General features: G+C 72.4%; 14 protein-coding genes. 5 read left to right on the forward strand and 9 right to left on the reverse strand.

Annotation, left to right across the window (positions count from 1 at the left end):
* Positions 1 to 2 precede the first annotated feature (2 nt).
* The 3 genes from uraD to AC07DA_RS08675 all read right to left on the reverse strand — a co-directional run bounded on the left by uraD (position 3) and on the right by AC07DA_RS08675 (position 1,293).
* Complete coding sequence (gene uraD / locus AC07DA_RS08665; protein WP_479125854.1) at positions 3 to 512, reverse strand: 2-oxo-4-hydroxy-4-carboxy-5-ureidoimidazoline decarboxylase; 510 nt, start codon at positions 510 to 512, stop codon at positions 3 to 5.
* A gap of 164 nt (positions 513 to 676) precedes the next feature.
* Positions 677 to 1,045, reverse strand: coding sequence for a helix-turn-helix domain-containing protein (locus AC07DA_RS08670; RefSeq protein WP_479125855.1), 369 nt, complete (start codon positions 1,043 to 1,045; stop codon positions 677 to 679).
* A complete protein-coding gene (locus tag AC07DA_RS08675) occupies positions 1,042 to 1,293 on the reverse strand; it encodes a YkoF family thiamine-binding protein (protein WP_479125857.1) in 252 nt (83 codons plus the stop codon). Before AC07DA_RS08675 ends, AC07DA_RS08670 begins: the two co-directional genes overlap by 4 nt.
* Before the next feature lie 143 nt (positions 1,294 to 1,436).
* Here AC07DA_RS08675 and AC07DA_RS08680 point away from each other — a divergent pair, with 143 nt between their 5' ends.
* The 4 genes from AC07DA_RS08680 to AC07DA_RS08695 all read left to right on the forward strand — a co-directional run bounded on the left by AC07DA_RS08680 (position 1,437) and on the right by AC07DA_RS08695 (position 5,794).
* Positions 1,437 to 2,258: a TIM barrel protein gene (locus tag AC07DA_RS08680; protein ID WP_479125859.1), complete on the forward strand. Its 822-nt coding sequence runs from the start codon at positions 1,437 to 1,439 to the stop codon at positions 2,256 to 2,258.
* A 26-nt stretch (positions 2,259 to 2,284) separates the two neighbouring features.
* Positions 2,285 to 3,178, forward strand: coding sequence for a 2-hydroxy-3-oxopropionate reductase (locus AC07DA_RS08685; RefSeq protein ID WP_479125861.1), 894 nt, complete (start codon positions 2,285 to 2,287; stop codon positions 3,176 to 3,178).
* Positions 3,179 to 3,373: 195 nt separating this feature from the next.
* Positions 3,374 to 4,831 carry a catalase gene (locus AC07DA_RS08690; protein ID WP_479125862.1) on the forward strand — a complete coding sequence of 486 codons (1,458 nt, stop codon included), beginning with the start codon at positions 3,374 to 3,376 and terminating at the stop codon, positions 4,829 to 4,831.
* 618 nt (positions 4,832 to 5,449) lie between these two features.
* Entirely contained in the window at positions 5,450 to 5,794 is a 345-nt protein-coding gene (locus tag AC07DA_RS08695; protein WP_479125863.1) for a hypothetical protein, read from the forward strand.
* Between the two features lie 45 nt (positions 5,795 to 5,839).
* Here the strand turns inward: AC07DA_RS08695 and gcl are convergent, their stop codons facing one another.
* Entirely contained in the window at positions 5,840 to 7,624 is a 1,785-nt protein-coding gene (gcl, locus tag AC07DA_RS08700) for a glyoxylate carboligase (protein WP_479125865.1), read from the reverse strand.
* Between the two features lie 183 nt (positions 7,625 to 7,807).
* Here gcl and AC07DA_RS08705 point away from each other — a divergent pair, with 183 nt between their 5' ends.
* A complete protein-coding gene (locus AC07DA_RS08705; RefSeq protein WP_479125867.1) occupies positions 7,808 to 8,473 on the forward strand; it encodes a hypothetical protein in 666 nt (221 codons plus the stop codon).
* Between the two features lie 63 nt (positions 8,474 to 8,536).
* Here AC07DA_RS08705 and AC07DA_RS08710 read toward each other — a convergent pair whose 3' ends face one another.
* The 5 genes from AC07DA_RS08710 to AC07DA_RS08730 all read right to left on the reverse strand — a co-directional run bounded on the left by AC07DA_RS08710 (position 8,537) and on the right by AC07DA_RS08730 (position 17,003).
* Positions 8,537 to 9,619, reverse strand: coding sequence for a lytic polysaccharide monooxygenase (locus AC07DA_RS08710; RefSeq protein ID WP_479125869.1), 1,083 nt, complete (start codon positions 9,617 to 9,619; stop codon positions 8,537 to 8,539).
* A 54-nt stretch (positions 9,620 to 9,673) separates the two neighbouring features.
* On the reverse strand, positions 9,674 to 11,896 hold the full coding sequence (locus AC07DA_RS08715) for a glycoside hydrolase family 6 protein (RefSeq protein WP_479125871.1): 2,223 nt from the start codon (positions 11,894 to 11,896) through the stop codon (positions 9,674 to 9,676).
* Between the two features lie 82 nt (positions 11,897 to 11,978).
* Complete coding sequence (locus tag AC07DA_RS08720; protein WP_479125873.1) at positions 11,979 to 14,219, reverse strand: glycoside hydrolase family 3 N-terminal domain-containing protein; 2,241 nt, start codon at positions 14,217 to 14,219, stop codon at positions 11,979 to 11,981.
* A 357-nt stretch (positions 14,220 to 14,576) separates the two neighbouring features.
* Entirely contained in the window at positions 14,577 to 15,710 is a 1,134-nt protein-coding gene (locus AC07DA_RS08725) for a glycoside hydrolase family 12 protein (protein ID WP_479125874.1), read from the reverse strand.
* 267 nt (positions 15,711 to 15,977) lie between these two features.
* A complete protein-coding gene (locus tag AC07DA_RS08730; RefSeq protein WP_479125876.1) occupies positions 15,978 to 17,003 on the reverse strand; it encodes a LacI family DNA-binding transcriptional regulator in 1,026 nt (341 codons plus the stop codon).
* Between the last annotated feature and the right edge of the window lie 14 nt (positions 17,004 to 17,017).

A 17,017-nucleotide genomic window follows, 5' to 3' on the forward strand; every position in this document is an offset into this window, starting at 1 on the left:
GGTCAGTCCTCTTCGACGAGTCGGGCCAGACGGATGCGGTTGATCTTCCCCAGTTCGGTGCGGACGATCTCCCGCTCCCGCTCCGGCGTGTTGCCGATCCGCTCCCGGAGGGCGTCGCGCATCTGCTCGCCGGTGCGGCCGGTGGCGCAGATCAGGAAGACGTGGCCGAACCTCTCCTGGTAGGCGAGGTTCAGTTCCAGCATCTCCGCCTTGAGCTCGTCGGAGGCGCCGGCCATGCCGCGCTGTTCGCGGGCCGAGGTGGGGTCGCCCGGCTTGGGGCGGCCGATGGGCGGGTGGCCGGCCATCGCCTCGTCGAGGTCCGGGGCGGTCAGGTCCGCCGTGGCGGCGTCGCTCGCGGCGTACAGGTCCTCGGGGGTGGCGTAGGGGCGGGCGGCGAGCAGGCGTTTCGCCCACGCCGTGGAGGCGCACGCCTCGTGGAGCGCGGTGCGGGCCGCGTGCTCCTCCAGGGTGTTGAACCGGGCCAGGCCCGGCGGCGTGGAAGTCGAAGTCACGGGAGCCTCCGTGGCCGGATGCGGCCGTCGTGCTGAACGGGCGTGCCGATAGCTAACGCCCTCCCGCGACAACCCGTCAACAGTTTGTTGAAAATTCGCGCCGGGGAAACGGCACGGAAACCGGAAGGGCGGCGCAGCGGCCGGGGCGGGCCGGAAGGAGCCGGTCAGGACCCCTTCTCGCGGTTGAGGTAGTTGTAGACGGTGAAGCGGCTGACGCCGAGGGCGCTCGCCACGGTCTCCACGCCGTGCCGTACGGAGAAGGCGCCGCGCGCCTCCAGTATGCGCACCACCTCCTGCTTGGCCTTGCGGTCCAGGTCGGCCAGGGGCATGCCCTTGCGGCGCTCCATGGCGGCCAGGATGTGGTCGAGGGAGTCGGCGAGCTGCGGCAGCCGTACGGCGACGGCCTCGCGGCCCTCCCAGGTCAGCACGACGTCGTCGGGGCCCGCCTCGTCGGGCGGCACCATCTCGCCGCCCATGGCGTCGACCAGGGGCTTGACGGCCGCGATGAACGGCTCGTCCCCCGCGCCGCTCACGCGGCGTCCCCGTCGATCACGTTGACCTGGAGGGAGACCCGGGTGGCGCCGGCCGCCAGGGCCTTGCGGAGCAGGGCGTCCACGGCGCCGAGCACCGCGTCGGCGCCGCCCTCCGCGGTGTTGCCGAACGGACCCACGTCCACGGCGTCCAGGTCGGCGGCCTCCACCACCTCGCGGGCCACCACCGCGTGCGCGGGGGCCTCGTCCAGGTCGAAGGGCTCGGTCGTGAACTCCACTCTCAGTCGCACGCGCTCAACCTAACGCGCGGTGCGGACTTTCCGGCAGCCCCTCTTGACAGTCCTCCCGCCACCCGGGCAGTCTTCCGTTAAGCAGAAAGCTTATTCCGCAATACGGAAAGCATTACGGAGACAAGGAAGGGAGCGCCGCCCCGATGGGATTCGCAGACCAGCGCTTCAACGTCAACCTGTCGATCCTCTTCACGGAACTCCCGCTCCTGGAGCGCCCCGCGGCGGCCGCCGCCGCCGGCTTCACCGCGGTCGAGCTGTGGTGGCCCTGGACCGGCACCCCCACACCCGAGCAGTCCGAGCTCGACGCCCTGCGGCGGGCGATCGAGGACGCGGGCGTCCGGCTCACCGGCCTGAACTTCTACGCCGGGCAGCTGCCCGGCCCGGACCGCGGCGCCCTGTCGGTCCCGGGCGCGGAGTCGGAGCGGTTCCGCGCCAACGTCGACGTGGCCGCCGGCTTCGCCGCCTCGCTCGGCTGCACGGCCCTCAACGCCCTCTACGGCAACCGCGTCGAGGGCGTGGACCCGGCCGAGCAGGACGCGCTCGCCCTTCAGAACCTGGTCCTGGCGGCCCGCGCCGCCGACCGGATCGGCGCGGTGCTGCTGGTCGAGGCGCTCAACCAGCCGGAGTCGCCGCTGTACCCGCTGGTGTCCGCACCCGCCGCCGTCGAGGTCGTCGACAAGGTCAACGACGCCACCGGGCTGGGCAACGCGCGCTTCCTCATGGACCTCTACCACCTGTCCATGAACGGCGAGGACCTGCCGGCGGTGATCGAGCGCTTCGCGCCGAAGACCGGCCACGTGCAGATCGCCGACAACCCGGGCCGCGGCGCGCCCGGCACCGGTTCGCTCCCCCTGGAGGAGCTCCTCGACCAGCTGAAGAAGGCGGGATACGACGGCTGGGTGGGCCTCGAGTACAAGCCGGGCGACCGTCCGAGCGCCGAGGCCTTCGACTGGCTGCCCCGCTGATCCCTGCACCGAAAGGCATCCCCATCATGAGCAGCTCTCTTCCCAAGATCGCTTGGATCGGTCTCGGCATCATGGGCTCCCCCATGTCCGAGAACCTGATCAAGGCGGGTTACCAGGTCACCGGTTACACGCTGGAGCAGGACAAGCTGGACCGCCTGGCCGCCGCCGGCGGCACGGCCGCGGGTTCGATCGCCGAGGCCGTGCGGGACGCCGACGTCGTCATCACGATGGTTCCCGCCTCCCCGCAGGTCGAGGCCATCGCCTACGGCCCCGACGGCATCCTGGAGAACGCGCGGTCCGGCGCGCTGCTGATCGACATGTCCTCGATCACGCCCCAGACCTCGGCCGACCTGGCGAAGGCGGCGAGGGACAAGGGCATCCGCGTGCTCGACGCGCCGGTCTCCGGCGGTGAGGCCGGGGCGATCGAGGCCGTGCTGTCCATCATGGTGGGCGGCGAGCAGGCCGACTTCGACCAGGCGAAGCCGATCTTCGAGGCACTGGGCAGGACCATCGTGCTGTGCGGTCCGCACGGTTCGGGACAGACGGTGAAGGCCGCCAACCAGCTGATCGTCGCCGTGAACATCCAGGCGTGCGCCGAGGCCGTGGTCTTCCTGGAGAAGTCGGGCGTGGACCTGAAGGCCGCCCTGGACGTGCTGAACGGCGGCCTGGCCGGCTCGACCGTACTGACCCGCAAGAAGGACAACTTCCTCGCCCGCGACTTCAAGCCGGGCTTCCGGATCGACCTGCACCACAAGGACATGGGCATCGTCACGGACGCCGCCCGCACCGTCGGCGCGGCCCTGCCCGTCGGCGCCGTGGTCGCCCAACTGGTCGCCTCGCTGCGCGCCCAGGGTGACGGCGGCCTGGACCACTCGGCCCTGCTGCGGGCCGTGGAGCGGCTCTCCGGCGCGCAGGTCTGACGCTCGCCCTCCGAGGGTCCCCCCGCTCCGGGCGGTGCCGCCGCTGACACCTGTCCTGTCGCGCCCAAAGGGGCGGCACCGCCCGGTCCACCCATGCCCACTGCTTCAACAAACTGTTGACGCTCCGATCGCCCCGACCCTAGGCTCCACAAAGCGGAAACATATTTCCGCTGCTCTCCCGTACGGAAGGTCACGATGTCGCAGCGCGTGCTCACCACCGAGTCCGGCGCCCCCGTCGCCGACAACCAGAACTCCGCCACCGCCGGCGTCGGCGGCCCGCTCCTGCTCCAGGACCAGCACCTGCTGGAGAAGCTCGCGCGCTTCAACCGCGAGCGCATCCCCGAGCGCGTGGTGCACGCCCGCGGCTCGGGCGCGTACGGCCACTTCGAGGTGACCGACGACGTCACGGAGTTCACCCACGCCCACTTCCTCGGCGAGGTCGGCAGGCGCACGGAGGTCTTCCTGCGCTTCTCGACGGTGGCCGACAGCCTCGGCGGCGCGGACGCCGTGCGCGACCCCCGCGGCTTCGCGGTGAAGTTCTACACGTCCGAGGGCAATTACGACCTCGTCGGGAACAACACCCCGGTCTTCTTCATCAAGGACCCGATCAAGTTCCCGGACTTCATCCACTCGCAGAAGCGCGACCCGTTCACGGGCCGTCAGGAGCCGGACAACGTCTGGGACTTCTGGGGCCACTCCCCCGAGGCCACGCACCAGGTGACCTGGCTGATGGGCGACCGCGGCATCCCTGCCTCGTACCGGCACATGAACGGCTACGGTTCCCACACCTACCAGTGGACCAACGCCCGGGGCGAGGCCTTCTTCGTCAAGTACCACTTCAAGACGAACCAGGGCATCCGCTGTCTGAGCAGCGAGCAGGCCGCCGAACTCGCGGGCAAGGACCCCAACTCCCACCAGACGGACCTGCTCCAGGCCATCGAGCGGGGTGTGCACCCGTCCTGGACGCTGTACGTGCAGCTGATGCCGGCGGCCGAGGCGGCCGACTACCGCTTCAACCCGTTCGACCTGACGAAGGTCTGGCCGCACGGCGACTACCCGCTGCGGCGCGTGGGCCGGCTGGTCCTCGACCGCAACCCGGACAACGTCTTCGCCGAGGTCGAGCAGGCCGCGTTCTCCCCGAACAACTTCGTGCCGGGCATCGGTCCCTCGCCCGACAAGATGCTCCAGGGCCGCCTGTTCGCCTACGCGGACGCCCACCGCTACCGCCTGGGCGTCAACCACACGCAGCTGGCCGTCAACGCGCCCCGGGCCACGAGCGCCGAGAACTACGGCCGGGACGGCCTGATGGCGTCCAACCCGCAGGGCCGGTACGCCAGGAACTACGAGCCGAACTCCTACGACGGCCCGGTCGAGACCGGCCGCCCGCTCTCGGCGCCGCTCGCGGTGCACGGCCACACCGGCACCCACCCGGCGCCCTCGCACACCAAGGACGACGACTTCTTCCAGGCGGGCGAGCTGTACCGGCTGATGTCCGCCGAGGAGCGGTCCCGCCTGGTCGCGAACATCGCCGGCGGCCTGTCCCGGGTCTCCCGCGACGACGTGATCGAGAGGAACCTCGCGCACTTCCACGCCGCCGACCCGGAGTACGGCCGGCGCGTGGAGGAGGCCGTCCGCGCCCTGCGCGAGGACTGAGACTCCCTGACCGTGTCCGACCGCCCGCGGCGGCCCGGATGAGGGGTGGCCGCCCCGGGCACGGACACGGTCAGGGCGCGGACCGCGGCGGTGTGTGAGCCAGTGCGGTGGTGAAGGGGCCGGAACCGGCTTCTCGACCTGAGGGAAGCCCGCTCCGGGCCCCGTCGCACCCGCCGCGGTCCCAGCACGCTCCCCCTGCCCCCCGACCCCGTCCGGCGGCGCGAACGTCCTGTCGCGCCCAGCCTCGCGCCGCCGGACGGCCAGCCCTCCTCCCTGCGCGCACACCTGCGGGGCGGCGGGCCGGACGACCGGCCCGGGCTCTCGGAGCACCACGGCACCTGAGCGCGTACGGCACCGGTCGTACCTGCCGTACGGAACCCTCAAATGAACCTCTGAACCCGGCCCCGGGGGCTTCAACCGCCCCCGGGGCCGGGCACATTCTCGTCACACGGGCCCGCCGGCACGGGGGCGGCGGGCCCGGTACGGGGGTGAGGCCATGAGCGACGGGGCGGCGGCCCGGCTGGAGCCGCACGAGATCGCACCGCTGGGGGGCGGCCCGCGGGCCGCCGTCACCGTCGCCGTGGTGGACCTGCACCTGCGGAGCCGCCGGCGCGGGCCGTGCACACGTCCCCGCGGGTACCCACCGGTCCGAGAGCCCTGGTCAAGGACCCCGGCGTCCGGTCGGCCGTCGCGCTGACCCGGATCCGGCTCGCCGAGGCGGGCCTGCTGCGGCACACCCGTCCGCTGCCGGCGAGCAGACACGGCCTGGGCCACCACGACCGGCTGCCGGCCGTCGCCCTGCACGGCGAGCCTGCCCTGCGCCTGCCGGTGCCGCGGTTCGCCCTGCGCACGGGCCTGGTCCACCGCGCCGAGGTGGGCGGCACGTCCCTCCTCAAGCACTCGCCGCGTGGCACGGGCGGCGGTGCGGGAGCCGGGGGGATCCTCGCGTCCGCGCACGCGTGAGGGGCGGCCCGTCCACACGGACGGACCGCCCCTGGCCCTTGGGTGTCAGACCTTCAGCGTCTTGACGGCGGTGGGCGCGTGGCCCGGCTCGGTGGCGATCTCCTCGAACTCCACGACGTTGCCGATGTCGTTCGTCGTGGACATGGAGATGTTGGTGACCCGCTCCAGGATCGCCTCGACGACGACCGGGACCCGGAACTGCGCGGCGAGCTTCTTGGCCTGCTCGAAGGCGGCGCCCAGCTCGGCCGGGTCGGTCACCCGGATCGCCTTGCAGCCGAGGCCCTCGGCGACCTTGACGTGGTCGACGCCGTAGACGCCGAGTTCGGGCGCGTTGACGTTCTCGAACTCCAGCTTGACCTGGAAGTCGATGTCGAAGGCCCGCTGCGCCTGGCGGATCAGCCCGAGATAGGCGTTGTTCACGAGGACGTGGACGTACGGGATCCGGTGCTGCGCGCCGACGGCCAGTTCCTCGATCATGAACTGGAAGTCGTAGTCGCCGGAGAGCGCGACGACGGACGCCTCCGGGTCGGCCTTGGCCACGCCGAGCGCGGCCGGGACCGTCCAGCCGAGCGGGCCGGCCTGGCCGCAGTTGATCCAGTGGCGGGGCCGGTAGACGTGCAGCATCTGGGCGCCGGCGATCTGCGAGAGTCCGATGGTGGAGACGTACCGGGTCTCCGGACCGAAGGCCTTGTTCATCTCCTCGTAGACGCGCTGCGGTTTGATCGGGATGTCGTCGAAGTGGGTGCGGCGCTGGAGCGTGGCCTTCCTCTCCTGCGCGGACGCGGCCCAGGCGGAGCGGTCGGGCAGCCGGCCGGCCGCCTTCAGTTCGCGCGCCACCTCGACGAACAGTTCGAGGGCCGCCTTGGCGTCGGAGGCGATGCCGTAGTCGGGGGCGAAGATCCTGCCGATCTGGGTCGGTTCGACGTCGACGTGGACGAACTTCCGTCCGGCGGTGTAGACGTCCAGCCTGCCGGTGTGGCGGTTGGCCCAGCGGTTGCCGATGCCGAGGACGAAGTCGGACTCCAGGAAGGTCGCGTTGCCGTAGCGGTGCGAGGTCTGCAGGCCGACCATGCCGGCGTTCAGTTCGTGGTCGTCGGGCAGGACGCCCCAGCCCATGAGCGTGGGCACGACCGGCGTGCCGGTCAACTCGGCGAACTCGACGAGCAGTTCGCAGGCGTCGGCGTTGATGACGCCGCCGCCGGCGACGATCAGCGGCCGCTCCGCGGCGTTCAGCATCCCGATGGCCTTCTCGACCTGGGCGCGGGTCGCGGCGGGCTTGTAGACCGGCAGCGGCTCGTACGTCTCCGGGTCGAACTCGATCTCCGTCAGCTGCACGTCGATCGGCAGGTCGATGAGGACCGGGCCCGGGCGGCCGGAGCGCATCAGGTGGAACGCCTGCTGGAAGGCGCCCGGGACCTGCGCGGCCTCCAGCACGGTCACGGCCATCTTGGTGACCGGTTTGGCGATCGAGGCGATGTCGACGGCCTGGAAGTCCTCCTTGTGGATCACGGCGGTCGGGGCCTGGCCGGTGATGCACAGGATCGGGATGGAGTCTCCGGTCGCCGAGTACAGACCGGTGATCATGTCGGTGCCGGCCGGGCCGGAGGTGCCGATGCAGACGCCGATGTTGCCGGGGTGGGTCCGGGTGTAGCCCTCGGCCATGTGCGAGGCGCCCTCGACGTGCCGGGCGAGGGTGTGGGCGATGCCCCCGGAGGCCTTGAGCGCCGCGTAGAAGGGGTTGATCGCCGCGCCCGGCACACCGAACGCGTCGGTGACGCCCTCACGCCTGAGAATCTCGACTGCCGCGCGGGCAGCGGTCATACGAGCCATGGAACTACTCCTGGTTCGGCTGTCGGATACGCACTCCCGTCGCGCCCCGCCGTGAGCACCTTCCGTATTGCGGAAACTAGTTTCTACTAAGTGGAAACAATGTAGGGGGGTGCCGTGACGCCGTCAAGAGAGGTCCGGGGCGATGGGCCGAGCAGCGGACAGGCGCGGGCCCGCGGGTGGACGATGGGGGGCATGTCCGAGAGCGTGCCGGTGCGCTGTCCGGCCTGTGGGCGCGCCCATCTGTTCGCCGTGCCGTCCTATCCGTGCGCCTGCGGAGCGCCCGTCGCGCCGCCGCTCGATCCGCGCGGGCGACCGTCCGCCGTCACCCACCGCTCCTGGGACGAGGAGTGGGTGACCGTGCACTGCGCGGCCTGCGCCCGTCCCTCCGCGTGGCCGCGCCCCGAACTGGGCTGTTCCTGCGGCACGGTGCTGTGCCTGCCGGTGGCGGGCGCGCGCGACGCCCCGCCGCGTCCGGTGCGCCCCGCCTTCCGGCCGGTGGCCATCCGCACCGCCCGTGACGCCGTCACCGCCGCGGCCCTCTACCTGCGCTGGCTCGGCCACCGGGACGTGCGGCGCGCCGGGCGGCGCCCGCCCTCCGGCGTCGGGCTCGCCGCCCCGGGCGTGCTGGCCCGGGTGGATCCGACGGTGCGCCCGGCGGACGCCCGGGACGTGGAGTGCCTGTGGCTGACCGCGATGACCGAGTCGGCGGCCTGCGTCTACTTCTCCCTGGCCGGGTACGGCGACGAGGCGCGCGCCCGCGCCGACGCGCTGGGCGTGCCGCTGTTCGTGCTCGATCCGGCGGGCACCCCGCGGCCGGTGAACGAGCCCGCCGAGGCGTTCGCCGCCTGACCCGCCGGCACGGCGAGGCGCCGGCCCCCGCGGGTGCGGGAGCCGGCGCCGCCGTGCGCGGTGTTACGGGTTGACGCAGGTGACCGAGCCGACCGGCAGGTTGTTGCCGGTGGAGGTGGCGGTGAAGCCGAACGTGACGGTGCCGTCCGGCGGGATGGTGCGGTTGTGGTCCGCGTGCCGGACCGTCACGGTGCCGTCGGTGCCGGTGCTCAGGCTGCCGTTCCAGACCTGGCTGATCCGGGTTCCGGCACCCGGCTGCCAGCGCACGGCCCAGCCGTCACGCGCGGTGGTGTTGTGGTTCATCACCTCGACGGACCCCTGGAAGCCGCCGTTCCAGTTGTTCGTCACCTTGTACACGGCCATGCAGCCGGTGTGCGGGTCGGTGGGCGTCGGGGTCGGTGTGGGCGTCGGGTCCGGCGTGCCGCCCGAGCCGCGGATGCCGGTCACCTCGCCGTTGCCGCCGTCGAAGACGATGTCGGAGCAGGAGAAGAAGTTCTCCTGGCTGTCCGAGCGCACCCACTGGATGAACATCATCGCGTTGCCCGAGCGGCCCGAGGGCAGCTTCAGGTCCCAGTAGTAGTGGCCGGACTCACTGCCCACCGAACCGGACTGCGGCGGGTTGGTGACCGTCTGGATCAGCTCCAGGTCGCCCCAGCCCAGCGGCTTGGTGGGCGAGTAGCCGGGCTTGGAGACGTACACCCGGAAGTCGCCCGGGTGGTGCGCCCAGTTGCTGTGCTTGATCCGGATCGTCGCCCCGGAGGTGAGGTGCGTCCGGGGCCAGTCGGCGCGGGCGGCGTTGTAGCCGGTGAAGTTGTACGGGGAGCGGTCGCCGGCACTGCACAGCTTGCCGTCCGGGACGTAGCCCGGGCCGCGTCCGCCCGCGTTGGAGTCGAGCACGGCGAACCAGTTGTACAGGGCGTTCGCGCCGCTCTCGGCGAGCGCGGCCTTGCACGCGGGGTTCGTCGGGTCGAGGGCGCCCGTGCCCGTCTTGGCGTCCAGGTAGCAGAGGTAGGTCCGCGAACCCGGCGTCATCGTCACGCCGTGCGCCTGGGCGCTGTTCTGGCCGATCAGGGCCAGACCGAGCCCACTGAGCAGGGTTGCCAGGACCGCCAGTAAGGACAGTGGTCGTCTGGTGCTTCGAGCCATCGTTTCTCCTGTGGGGATGTGGGGTTGGGTGTGTCCCCGGTGGTTCCGGGCGGATCAGGCCGGTGGGGCACCCCACGCCAGGGCGCCGCTCCGGTAGGCGGGGATCCTCGGTGCCTCGGCGTAGGAGGCGGCGGTGGTACGGCTGTAGTCGCCGGTCTCGTCGAACGCGGACCAGTCGGCCTTGGCCAGGCGCAGCTGGAGGTCGCCGGTGTCCTGGCCGGCGGCCAGGGTGCCGCTCCGGAAGCCGACCTCCAGGTAGGCGTCGGCGCCCGGGACCGGGGTGGCCAGCGGCACCACGCGCAGGGTCACGTTGGAGCAGCCGACGGCCGCGTGGTCGCAGAACGCGTTCACGGTCGGCGATCCGCCGTCCCGGGTGAAGTAGTAGCGAGCGGTGACCTCGCTCAGCGCCACCGGGCTCTGTCCGGTGTTGGCGATCCGCAGGCCGGGGCGGATGGCGTTGTCCGTGGCCGAGGCGTCGTTGTTCCTGTAGGTGACCTTGACGCCGCCGGCCGGGTCGGGTCCGCCGCCGCCCGCCTCGGTGGTGACGCTCAGCGCGGTGGAGGCGGCGGAGACGTTCCCGGCGGCGTCGCGGGCCCGGACGGTGTAGCTGTACGCCGTGGCCGCGGCCAGCCCGGTGTCGGTGAAGGTGGTGCCGGTGACCGTCGAGGCGTTGACCTTGGTGCCGTTGCGGTACACGTCGTAACCGGTGACGCCCACGTCGTCGGTGGCCGCCGACCACGCCAGGGAGACACTGGTGGCGGTCTTCGCGGTGGACCTCAGACCGGCCGGCGCGGTGGGGGCGGTGGTGTCGTCCGGGCCGGGTCCACCGCCGCCGTCGGCGGGCACCGCCGGGTGCGCGTTGCGCACGAGCATGGAGAACTGCTCGTGGAACCAGTGACCGGCGAGCGGCGCGTCCGGCATCGCGCCGGTCGGGTTGCCGCCCGCGTTGGGCGCCGTGTAGGAGGGGTTGCACATGGGGTCGGGGCGCTTGCCCTCGTCGTTCGGGATGTCCTTGCTCGCGCCGTCCGACTCACCCGGCGGCTTGACCCACAGGAAGGCGTCGAGGTGCGAGTCCGGGTACCCGGCGGGAGCGGCCTGCGGCGGCTGTCCGAGGCCCGCGCCGTTGACGTTGCACCACAGGCCCCGGTGGGTCCGCCGGTCCACCTTGGACTGGCTGATGTAGGTGTCGAGGACGGTGCTCGTGCTCTCGGCGGTCGGGCGGGCGCTGCCGCCCCAGCCGTTGCGGGAGGTGTCGACGACCATGCCGGTGGAGGCGGGCCAGCCCTGGGCCACCAGCGCGGCGTGCACGGCCTTGGTGAAGTCCGACTCGTCGAAGTTCGGGTTCCACTCGTAGTACTTGCCGGACCTGATCTGGTTGCCCCCGACGGTCTTGTTCGGGTCGGGGAGGAACGGCTCGGCGAGCGGCGTGTAGTTGGCGACGTTGGTGACCAGGCCGTCGACGCCGCCGAGGCCGGCCGCGGTGCCCTTGACGACGTCCGTGTACAGCTGGGTGGTCTGGGTGAGGTTGTTGTCCCAGCCGAGCCACCCGGAGTGCGCGAAGTCCAGGTAGGTGTACACGTTCGGGACGGCGTGCAGCTTGTTCAGGGCGTAGCGGATGGCGTCGACCTGGATGCCGCTGCTCTTGGCCTGGGCGCACTCGGGGTCGGAGAGGTTGGTGACCAGGTTCGGCAGGCCGTCCGGTTCGATGACGGTGGTGATGCGGATGTCCTGGTACTTGGGGTCGGCGAAGACCTCGGCGATCTCGTCGATGTACTCGTTCTTGTAGCGGGCCAGTCCGGCGGCGGTGAGGGGGAGTTCGCCGTTGGAGGCGAGGGCGGAGCAGTCGCGGCCCGGCAGGTCGTAGACGACGAAGGTGGCCACGATCGGCCGGCCGGGCTGCTTCTGCGCGAGCGCCAGGTCCAGGTGGTCGGCGAGGCTCTTGCGGCCCGCGTTGGCCTCGCCGCCGTGGATGGCGGCGATGCGGTCCAGCCAGACGGCCGTCGGATAGCTCTTGACCTTCTCCATCCTGGCCTTGAGCGACGCGTCGGTGGTGCGGGCGACGGAGCCGTCGACCAGGCGGGCGTAGTCCGGGTTGACGTAGAACGAGGCGCCCGCGAACGGGTTGTCGACATGGGCCTCGGCGGCGGACGCCTCGGGTGCGGACAGCTGGGCGGCCGCTCCCAGCAGCAACGTGGTCAGCGCGGTGGCCAGGGCCGCCGTCCGCTTGCGGCGCGGCCTGCGCGGGCGGGTGTCCGCGCGTCTGGTCCGGTCTGTCATGTGCTCTCCTCGGTGCGGGGGTGCGGGTGACGGGTGTGGGGACGTCCGCGGGATCAACCGGTGGGGAGAACCGTGGGTCCGGTCAGGCGGGGGCGCAGCGCGGGGCGGGGGTGCCCGCGGTGCCGTTCGCCGTGTAGCCGAACGAGGTGGTGGCACCGGCGGCGAGGGTGCCGCCCGAGCCGGTGCCGCGGACCGTGATCCGGCCGTTCGCGACCGTGTGGGTGCCGTTCCAGAGGCTGGTGACGGTCGCGCCGCCCAGGTCCCAGTCGACCGTCCAGCCCGTGATCGGGCCGGTGCCGGTGTTCTTGACGGTGACCTCCGCCTGGTGGCCGCCCGGCCAGGAGTTGACCAGCTTGTGGGTGGCGGTGCAGGCCTTGGCCGGGGTGGGGTCGGGGTCGGGGTCCGGATCGGGGCCGGGGTTCGTGCCGTAGGTCAGGCCGTGCCCGTAGGGGAAGAGCGGGCTCTTGCCGTCGCCGTCGTTGATCGGCTGCTGGGAGGCGCTGCGCATCCAGGTCACGGGCAGCTTGCCGGTCGGCGCGTAATCGCCGAACAGCACGTCCGCGACACCGCCCCCCTCGGTGCCGGGCAGCCAGGCCGCGAGCAGGGCCTTCCAGTCGGGCAGCCGGTCGGCGATGTCCAGCGGGCGGCCGGAGACCAGCACCACCACGACGGGCACCCCGCTGGCCTTCAGCCGGGCCAGGGTCTGCAGGTCCTCCTGGTCGAGGCCCATGCCGTCCGGCCGGTCGCCGCGCATCTCGGCGTACGGGGTCTCGCCGACGACGGCCACGGCGGCCGTGTACCCGCCGTCGATTCCGTTGCCGTGGCGGTCGTAGGTGACCCGGGAGGGGTCGGCCACGGCGGCGCGGATGCCCTGGAGGACGGTGGTGCCCTCGGTGACGGGACCGCTGCGGCCCTGCCAGCCGACGGTCCAGCCGCCGCTCTGGTTGCCGATGTCGTCGGCGGACTTCCCGGCGACGAACAGCTTGCCGGTCTTCGGCAGCGGCAGGATCCCGCCGTCGTTCTTCAGCAGCACCTGCGAGGCGCGCACCGCCTGCCGGGCGAGCGTGCGGTGGGCGGCCGAGCCGACGGTGGAGGTGTACGAGCGGTCGGTCAGCGGCCGCTCGAAGAGGCCGAGTTGGAATTTCTTCGTCAGGATGCGCCGGTTGGCGTCGTCGATCCGGGCCTGGGAGATCCGGCCCGCGGTGACCTCACCGCGCAGCAGGCTCAGGAACCTCTTGTAGTCGTGCGGGACCATCACCATGTCGACGCCCGCGTTGACGGCGGTGGCGATCTCGGCGCCGGTGAACCCGCTCTGCCCGTCGAGCTGGTCGACCGCCGCCCAGTCGGACACGACGAAGCCGGTGAAGCCCAACTCGCCCTTGAGGACGTCGGTGACGAGGTACTTGTGGGCGTGCGAGCGGACGCCGTTCCAGCTGCTGTAGGAGAGCATCACCGAGCCCACGCCCCGCCGGACGGCCTCCTTGAACGGCGGCAGGTGGACCGCCCGCAGCTCCGCCTCGGAGATCCGGGTGTCGCCCTGGTCGACGCCGCCGGTGGTGCCGCCGTCGCCGAGGTAGTGCTTGGCGGTGGCGAGCACGGAGGCCGGATCGCCGCCCAGGGTGCCGCCCTGCAGGCCGGTGATGAACGAGGTCATGGCGGTGGGCAGTTCGGGTGTCTCGCCGAACGACTCGTAGGTGCGCCCCCACCGGTCGTTGCGGGCCACGCACAGACAGGGCGCGAAGGACCAGTCGATGCCGGTGCCCGCGACCTCCTCGGCGACCGCGCGCCCGACGCGCTGCACCAGGGCCGGGTCCCGGGTGGCGCCGAGGCCGATGTTGTGCGGGAAGACCGTGGCGCCGCGCACCGCGTTGTGCCCGTGCACCGCGTCGATGCCGTAGATCATCGGGATGCCGAGCGGCGTGGTCAGCGCCGTGCGCTGGAGGGAGTCGTACGTGTCGGCCCAGGTCTGCGCGTTGTTGGGGCTGACCGTGGAGTCGCCGCCGGACAGCACCGAGCCGATGCGGTAGGTGGCGAGGTCGGAGCGCGGGACCAGGGCGTCCTTCTCGATCTGGGTCAGCTGGCCGAGCTTGTCGTCGAGCGTCATCCGGCCGAGCAGGTCCTCGACCCGCTGCGGTACGGGCAGGGCCGGGTCCTGGTAGGGCAGCGCGGCGGCGGCCCGTGCGGTGTCCCGCTCGGGCGGGGCGGCGGCGGTGAGCCCGGTCACGGCGAGCGCGGCGGCGCACAGGGCGGCGACGAGCGCGGGCCGGCGGGTGGACCGCCGGGCGGAGCGGGGAACGGCGGCTTCGGGCGGGAGCGGGGTCATGGCGGAGCCTTTCCGGATGCGGGCCGGAGGGGCGGGGCGAGACGTGGTCCGGCGGCGGCCGCCGGCGCGGTGCGGCCGGGGGGACGGTGCGCGGTGCCGGACACGGCGAGGTGCGGCGGACGGGAGGTGCCGGTGGGCCGGTGGAGCGGGCCTCCGGCGGGGTGGGGCGAGCGGGACTCCGGGCGGCCCTCTCGTGCGACCGCCCGGGACGGGGCGAGGTGGGACGGGTTCACCGGACGGGACTCGCCGGCGGCCCGGTGGTGCTGCCCCGGGCGACGGCCCGGGACGGGGTGGAACGCTCCGGGGTCCGCCCGTTCGGCGCAGGGCGGAGCCCGGAGCGGGTCGGTGCGCCGCGGGTCAGGCGACGGAGCAGGGCGTGCCGTTCAGGGTGAAGCCGGCCGGCTTGGCGAAGGTGCCGCCGTACGTGCCCTGGAAGCCGAAGCTCTGGGTGCCTCCGGCGGCGATCCGCGCGTTGTGCGCGACGGGGCTCGCCGTGACGGCGCCGGAGGTGCCGGACAGGGTCGCGTTCCAGGCGCCCGTGACCCGTTGTCCGGACGGCAGCGTGAAGCCGAGCCGCCAGTTGTCGACCGCGGCCGAACCGGTGTTCTTCACGGTCACGTCGGCGGTGAAGCCACCCTGCCAGACGTTCGTCCCGTACGTCACCTGGCAGGCCGCCGCCGGGTTGCCGGGGCCGCCCGGGCCACCGCCGCCACCGGTGTTGACCGTGGAGGAGAAGGAGTTCACGGCGAGCCCGGCGCCGTTCTGCCACGGCTCGAAGCCGGCCTGGACGCTGGTCAGGTACCAGTTGCTCTGCGCCATGCCCCGGGCCACGGTCTGGTCGACGAAGTCCATGACGTCGAAGCTCCAGGTGGAGATGGCCGAGGGGGCGACGAAGGAGATCACGTCGTTGGACCCGTTGCTGCCGGTCCACACCTCCCAGGTGCGTCCTCCGACGGAGGCGGTGCCGACCGGGGAGCCGATCGGCTGGATGGGGCCGACCCGGTTGAACCAGATCATTATCTCGGTGCGGTTGACGCCGTCGGTGCGGGGCGTCGGGTCCAGCCAGATGTCGTACGAGGCGTTGTACACGGCCCCGGAGACGTAACCGTACGAGATGCTGCTGGGCGCGCTGGAGATGGTGCTGAGCTGCGCCGGCAGGTTGGTCCCCGGCGAACAGTTCGTGTAGTGGCAGCCGTTGAAGACGGACGGGTACGACTTCGGGGCGCCGTTGGTGGGCACCGAGCCGTCGGCCTGGGTGACCCGGAAGCCGGTGTCGGTCGCGGTGACGCACTGCGGGGCGCTGGTGCCCCAGCGGTTGTTCTGGACGACGTAGCGGCCCTGGATCACGGTGGATCCGAACTGCTCGCAGACGACCGTGTCCGCCTGGGCGGGCGCGGTGGCGGCGAGGAGCGCCGCGACGGTGGCGAGCGCGGTGAGCAGCGCGCCGAACAGGGCGCGGACGGTGCGGAGGCGGTGCGGTGACGATCGCATGCGGGGGCCTCTCTGCGGGGGGACAACCGGGTTCGACAGAGGGTGCTGCGGCAGGGGGATCGGGAGCGCTCCCACCTCCCCACTGATGGGAGCGCTCCCACCTCACCGGTTTCGGACGCGACTGTAGGAGCCGCCCCATGTCCCTGACAACCCGTTAGACGGGAATCCATCGAATGTTTTTCGAAGTACCAGGTCAGCCGGGGTGCCCGGACCGGTCTACACAACGGGCGGGCCCGGTATGGGAGTTGGGAGCGCTCCCGGGCGGCTTCACGCCGACTCCCGCACCACCAGCTGCGTCCGCAGGATCACGTGCCGCCAGGCCACTTCCGGCTGCTCCATCTCCTCCAGCAGCAGCCGCACCATCGTCCGGCCGATCTCCTCGAGCGGCTGCCGGACGGTGGTCAGCGGCGGGTCGGTGTGCCGGGCGAGCTCGAAGTCGTCGAAGCCGACGACCGCCACGTCGTCGGGCACCCTGCGCCCCGCCGCGCGCAGCACGGCCAGGGCTCCGGAGGCCATGGTGTCGGAGGCGGCCAGGACCGCGTCCACGTCCGGGTGGCGCTTTAGGAGTTCGGCCATCGCCCGGCGTCCGCTCGCCTCGGTGAAGTCTCCCTCGACGGTCCAGGAGTCGGGCGCGGGCAGCCCCGCCCGCTCCAGGGCCTGCTGGTAGCCGCGCAGCCGGCACCGGGCGACGTACATGTCCAGCGGCCCGGTGATGGCCGCGATCATCCGCCGGCCGCCCGCCAGCAGGTGGGTCACCGCCTCGCGGGCACCGCCGACGTTGTCCGCGTCGACGTAGGTGATCTGCTCGTCGCCGGAGCGGCGGCCCAGCAGCACGGTGGGCAGGCCCGCGTCGGCGAGCATGTCGGGCAGCCGGTCCTCGGCGCGCACCGACATCAGCAGCACGCCGTCGACCCGGCCGCCGCGCGCGTACTCGACGAACCGCTGCCGCTCGGCGTCCGTGCGGACGAGGGTGAGCAGCAGCTGCACGGAGGTCTCGGCGAGCGCGTCCCCGACGGCCGTGACCGTCTCCGAGAAGAACGGCTCGCCGAACAGCCGCCAGTCCCGTTCCGTCATGACCAGCGCCACCGCGTCGGCCCGCCGCCCGGCCAGCGAACGCGCCGCCAGGTTGGGCACGTAGCCGAGTTCGGCGATCGCCCGCTGGACGGCACGCCGGGTGGACTCCTTGACGCCCGCCTCGTTGTTGACCACGCGTGAGACCGTGCCCCGTCCGACGCCGGCGAGCGCGGCCACCTGCTCCAGCGTGGGCGTCGTACCGGGCCGCCGCTTGACCATGTGTCACCCCCAAG

It is taken from the genome of Streptomyces sp. NPDC044921, assembly GCF_056432865.1.